This is a genomic window from Hydrogenophaga sp. (assembly GCF_019264445.1).
Lineage (GTDB): Bacteria > Pseudomonadota > Gammaproteobacteria > Burkholderiales > Burkholderiaceae_C > Hydrogenophaga.
Map to the genome: position 1 here is coordinate 1 of NZ_JAHVAB010000018.1, position 5,776 is coordinate 5,776.

The window sequence follows — 5,776 nt, forward strand, 5'->3', positions numbered from 1 at the left end:
CTACAGTGCGGTCATGGGACATGACCGCACTGTAGTGGCGAAACCGCCTTAGCGGATGCGGCCGAAGCTGGTGCGCAAGGGGTCGGCGTTTCCGCCGCCACCGCCGCCGCCACCGCGCGGGCCGTTGCCACCGCGACCACCACCGCCGCCCTTGCCACCGCGGTTGCCGGTGCGCATGGCGTCAATGCTGGTGCGCAGCGGGTCGGGCTGGCCGCCGGGGTTGGCGGCGCGTGGGCGCGGCTCCTTGATGCGCAGGCTGCCCAGGTGGGCGTTCGGGCCGGGCTGGCGCTCGGCACCGGGTTCGCGGTCTTCGCGCGGGCCGCGGTCGACTCGGTCACCCTGCTGGCGCGGAGGGCGCTGGCCCTGTGCACCCTGGCGGGGGCCGCCATGGCCGCGTGGCTGGCCGTTGCCACCACCGTTGCCACCACCGTTGCCATTGGCGCGCTGACCGCCGCCACGGCGGCCTTCACCGCGCGGGCCGTCGATCTGAGCACCGTCACCCGCAGGGCGCTGGCGTTGCCCGCCGCCGCCACCGCCGTGGCCGCGACCGGGTTGACCTTCGCCGGCCTTCTTTTCGCGCACGCGCTGGAGCATTTCCGTGCGCGCGGCCTTGGCCGCAGCGGCCATCACTTCGCGGCTCGGCGGCTTGCCGGCGCCACCCCAGATGGTCTGGCGGCCCATCGCAATGGGCTCGGCCTTCTCGCCGGGCTCGGGCATGAACTCCTGGAAGATCTGCACCGGAATCTGCTGCTTGGTGAAGCGCTCGATGTCCATCATGAAACCTTCTTCGTCCAGGCTCACGAGGTTGACGGCTTCACCGCTCTTGCCCGCGCGGCCCGTGCGGCCGATGCGGTGCACGTAGTCTTCGCTGACGTTGGGGATTTCGTAGTTCACGACGTGCGGCAACTCGTCAATGTCGATACCGCGCGCGGCAATGTCGGTGGCCACCAGGGCACGAATCTCGCCGCTCTTGAAGCCGGCCAGTGCCTGGGTGCGGGCACCCTGGCTCTTGTTGCCGTGCAGTGCCATGGCCTGGATGCCGTTCTTGGTCAGGAATTCGGCCACGTTGTTGGCACCAAACTTGGTGCGCGTGAACACCAGCACCTGGCTCCAGTTGTGCTGGTTGATGATGTGCACCAGCAGCGCTTTCTTCTTGCCGCGGCCCACGGGGTGGATCACTTGCGTGATGCGCTGCACCGTGGTGTTGCGGGGCGTGACCTGGATGCTCTGCGGGTCCTTGAGCAGGTTGTTGGCCAGGTCGCGGATCTCGTCGCTGAAGGTGGCGGAAAACAGCAGGCTCTGCTTTTCCTTCGGCACCAGCGCAAGGATCTTCTTCACGTCGTGGATGAAACCCATGTCGAGCATGCGGTCGGCTTCGTCGAGCACGAGCATCTGCACGGTGGACAGGTCCAGGAAGCCTTGTTGCTGCAGGTCGAGCAGGCGCCCGGGTGTGGCCACCAGGATGTCGACGCCGCGCTTCATGGCGTTGATCTGCGGGTTCATGCCCACGCCGCCGAAGACCACGGTGGAGGTCAGCGACAGGTGCTTGCCGTAAACGCGCACCGATTCTTCGACCTGTGCGGCGAGTTCGCGCGTGGGGGTGAGCACCAGGGCGCGGATGCCGACACCACCAAAGCGGCTCTTGGCGCGCTCCGTGCTGGAGAGGCGCTGCAGCATGGGCAGGGTGAAAGCAGCGGTCTTGCCGGTGCCCGTCTGGGCGCCACCGAGCAGGTCGCGGCCCGCCAGCACGGCGGGAATCGCCTCCACCTGAATGGGGGTGGGATTTTCGTAGCCGTGCTCGCGCACGGCTTGCACGATGGCCGGGGCCAGATTCAGATCGTCAAAGGTCATGTGGATGGAGGCGCCCGTCCAGGGCGCTGGGGGCATCGGCCACTCCGGTTGCCTCAGCTTGTCGCTGGGGCGCCCGGTCAGTCTGGGGCAGATGGATTCAGGAAGTTGGTGGCTGCAAGCGGTTTGCACACACCCCGGCGAAGTGCCGGTGCCAAGCCAACTGAAGTGCCTGACGGGGCGTATTGTCGCACGACAGCGCTGCCGCCCCTCGGCAGGCCACATCGCGCACCGCGCGCATGGGCACAAAGGGGATAATCACGGGTTGCGCGGCCGTCCTGGCCGCTGTTTCTTCAGGCAGAACACTCCCATGGCTCAATACGTCTTTTCCATGAACCGGGTCGGCAAGATCGTGCCGCCCAAGCGCCAGATCCTCAAGGACATCTCGCTGTCGTTCTTTCCCGGCGCCAAGATCGGCGTGCTCGGCACCAACGGTTCGGGCAAGTCCACGCTGCTCAAGATCATGGCCGGCATCGACAAGGAGATCGAAGGCGAAGCGATCCCGATGCCGGGTATCCGCATTGGCTACCTGCCCCAGGAGCCGCAGCTCGATCCCGAGCAGAACGTGCGCGAAGCGGTGGAAGCCAGCATGAGCGGCGTGCGCGCCGCGCAGAAACGCCTGGACGAGGTGTACGCCGCCTACGCCGAAGAAGACGCGGATTTCGATGCCCTGGCCGCCGAACAGGCGCAGCTCGAAGCCATCATCGCCACCTCGGGCACCGACGGCGAACACCAGCTGGAGATTGCGGCCGACGCCCTGCGCCTGCCGCCGTGGGACGCCAAGATCGGCGTGCTCTCCGGTGGTGAGAAGCGCCGTGTGGCGCTGTGCTGCCTGCTGCTCTCCAAGCCCGACATGCTGTTGCTCGACGAACCCACCAACCACCTGGACGCCGAATCGGTGGACTGGCTGGAGCAGTTCCTCGCGCGCTTCTCCGGTACCGTGGTGGCCATCACCCACGACCGCTACTTCCTGGACAACGCCGCCGAGTGGATCCTCGAACTCGACCGGGGCCACGGCATTCCCTACAAGGGCAATTACTCCACCTGGCTGGAGCAGAAGGAGGCCCGCCTGGAGCAGGAGCAGCGCACCGAAGACGCGCGCACCAAGGCCATGAAGAAGGAACTGGAGTGGGTGCGCCAGAACCCCAAGGGCCGCCAGGCCAAGAGCAAGGCGCGTCTGGCGCGCTTTGAAGAGCTGAGCGACGTCGAGTACCAGAAGCGCAACGAAACCAACGAAATCTTCATCCCGGTGGCCGAGCGCCTGGGCAATGAAGTGTTCGAGTTCAAGAACGTCAGCAAGTCCTTCGGTGACCGCCTGCTGATCGACAACCTCAGCTTCCAGATCCCGGCCGGTGCCATCGTCGGCATCATTGGCCCCAACGGTGCGGGCAAGTCCACGCTGTTCAAGCTGATCAGCGGCAAGGAGCAACCCGATTCCGGCGAGGTCAAGATCGGCCAGACGGTGAAGATGGCGTTTGTCGACCAGAGCCGCGAAGGCCTGGACGGCGACAAGACCGTGTGGGAAGACATCTCCGGTGGCCTGGACATGATCACCGTGGGCAAGTTCCAGATGCCCAGCCGCGCGTACTGCGGTCGCTTCAACTTCTCGGGTGGCGACCAGCAAAAGCGCGTGGGCAGCCTCTCGGGCGGTGAGCGCGGGCGCCTGCACCTGGCCAAGACGCTGGCTGAAGGCGGCAACGTGCTGCTGCTGGACGAACCCTCGAACGACCTGGACGTGGAAACCCTGCGCGCCCTGGAAGACGCGCTGCTCGAATTCGCCGGCTGCGCGCTGGTGATCAGCCACGACCGCTGGTTCCTCGACCGCATCGCCACCCACATCCTGGCCGCCGAGGGCGACAGCCAGTGGGTGTTCTTCAACGGCAACTACCAAGAGTACGAGGCCGACAAGAAGAAGCGCCTGGGTGAAGAGGGCGCCAAGCCCAAGCGCATGCGGTTCAAAGCCTTGAAGTAAGCCCACCCCCGCGCCGGCCCGCTGCTCGGGCCGTCACCCCCTCAAGGGGGCGATGCCTTGGGCCGGCGGAGCCGGACCCTTGGCATCTCTGGATGCACATTTCTTTACGCCGCTGTTTTATCCATGACCGAAGATCCCGTTCTCTCTGCCACCCGCCACTGGATCGAGAAGGCGGTCATCGGCCTGAACCTGTGTCCGTTTGCGCGGGCGGTGTATGCGAAGAACCAGGTGCGCATCGTGGTGAGTCAGGCGCGGCATCTGGACGCGTTTCTGGACGACCTCGACCGGGAGCTGGACCTGCTGGTGAACACGCCTGCCGAGGAGATCGACACCACCTTGCTGGTGCATCCCACGCTGTTCCCGGATTTCGAGGTCTTCAACGATTTCCTGAACGTGGTCGACGACGTGGTGGCCGAGCACGAGCTCGAAGGGGTGATTCAGGTGGCCCCTTTTCACCCCTTGTTTCAATTTGAGGGCACGCAACCCGACGACGTGACCAACGCCACCAACCGCTCGCCCTTTCCCACGCTGCACCTGTTGCGGGAAGACAGCGTCGAGCGAGCGGTCGACACGGCGGGCGGTGACGCCGATGCCATCGTCGAGCGCAACCTGACAACCCTGCAGGAGCTGGGCGCGGACGGCTGGCGGGCGTTGATGGCTAAACCTTGAATTGGGCCTCTTTCCCGGTTCCTTTTCCGGGATAGCGGGAGTACCCTGCGGGGACAATGCCCTGACCCGTACCGCATTCCACGCTCACGAAAGATCCCTGCTGCATGGACGCCAGCAACACCCAGGCCTTCGATGCTTGCCTACGCGAAGCCCTCGCACAGACCCGCGAGTGGGTGCCGCGCTGGCTGGGCAAACTGCACAGCAGCCTGAAGGACCGCGAACTCTCCGCTGGCCAGCTCAGCGAGAAGCAGGGCATGGTGCAGGCCCGCACGACGCTGGAGTCCCACCGTGATCTGATCGCCACCCGCTTCCTGGCCGCGTTTGCCGAAGCCATGGAAAACGCCCTGCCGCACACCGGCAGTGGCTCGCGCCGTTCGCCCACCGTGAGTTTTGACGAGCTCGAACTCATGGGCGATGACCAGGTGCAGGAGACCGTGGAGCTGGCCCGCGTGCAGCAGGTCGTGAAGATGGCGGTCGACGAAGAACTGGTCACGCTGACCTCCCGTCTGAATGGCGCTCAGGGCCTGACCGTGGTGAACCCCGATGCCAACCCCTTGCGCGCCGAGATGGTGGTGGCCGCGCTCATGACCGCGCTCAAGGGCCTTCATGTGCCCGCAGCGGTGCGCACCCGCTGGCTGCAGGTGGGCGCCATTGCGCTGGGCGACGAGTTGCGCCACATGTATGCGCATTTGAGCCAGCAACTGGACCGCGCCGGCGTAAAGCCTGCGGGCTATGTGGTGACGCAGACCGTCACCAGCCGCCAGGCGACCGCCCCTTCCGCGCCCAAGGAAGAGGCCGTGTCGGTTCAGGAGGTGCTCGTCAACGACAACCTCCTCACGCTGGACCACCTGCACCAGTTGCTCGTGGGCAATCTGGATCTGAACGCCAAGTCGGACAACAGCACGGCCGTTTCCGACAACGTCATGGGCCGCACACTGGCCAGCGAGGTCGTCACGCTGATGCTCAAGCGCATCGCAGCGGACGAACGCCTGCTCGAACCCGTGCGCAACATGCTGCAGGATATGAAGCCCGCGCTGCTGCAGTTGGCCCGCGCCGAACCCCGTTTCTTTGCCGACAAGCAAAACCCCGCGCGGCGCCTGCTCGACGCGATCACCGAGCGCAGCCTCGCGTTCACGAACGAGCTGGACCCCGGGTACGGCCCGTTCTCCAACCAGGTGCGCGGGATTGTCCGCACGCTGCTCAAGCCGGGCGACGACCTGGCCGACCGCTTCCCCGGGCTGCTGGCCGAGCTCAACCGGTCGCAGGCCGCTGCCGTGGCGCCTGCAC

General features: G+C 66.0%; 4 protein-coding genes. 3 read left to right on the forward strand and 1 reads right to left on the reverse strand.

Translation table 11 applies throughout. The features are described from left to right. Nucleotides 1-48: 48 nt before the first annotated feature. Nucleotides 49-1,851, reverse strand: coding sequence for a DEAD/DEAH box helicase (locus tag KXJ60_RS02225; RefSeq protein ID WP_291123781.1), 1,803 nt, complete (start codon nt 1,849-1,851; stop codon nt 49-51). 307 nt (nt 1,852-2,158) lie between these two features. Between KXJ60_RS02225 and ettA the strand changes: the two genes are divergently transcribed. From ettA to KXJ60_RS02240, 3 genes are all read left to right on the forward strand, one after another. Beyond that, a complete protein-coding gene (gene ettA, locus KXJ60_RS02230) occupies nt 2,159-3,820 on the forward strand; it encodes an energy-dependent translational throttle protein EttA (protein WP_291123778.1) in 1,662 nt (553 codons plus the stop codon). Nucleotides 3,821-3,943: 123 nt separating this feature from the next. Continuing rightward, on the forward strand, nt 3,944-4,489 hold the full coding sequence (locus tag KXJ60_RS02235) for a DUF1415 domain-containing protein (protein ID WP_291123779.1): 546 nt from the start codon (nt 3,944-3,946) through the stop codon (nt 4,487-4,489). A 104-nt stretch (nt 4,490-4,593) separates the two neighbouring features. Further along, nucleotides 4,594-5,776, forward strand: a 1,183-nt coding sequence (locus tag KXJ60_RS02240) for a DUF1631 family protein (RefSeq protein ID WP_291123780.1), incomplete at its 3' end; no start/stop codon positions are given.

Excerpts from the sequence above, each read along its gene's own strand:
- ettA (WP_291123778.1), top strand. The coding sequence starts at position 2,159 with ATGGCTCAATACGTCTTTTCCATGAACCGGGTCGGCAAGATCGTGCCG.
- KXJ60_RS02235 (WP_291123779.1), top strand. The coding sequence starts at position 3,944 with ATGACCGAAGATCCCGTTCTCTCTGCCACCCGCCACTGGATCGAGAAG.
- KXJ60_RS02225 (WP_291123781.1), bottom strand. The coding sequence starts at position 1,851 with ATGACCTTTGACGATCTGAATCTGGCCCCGGCCATCGTGCAAGCCGTG.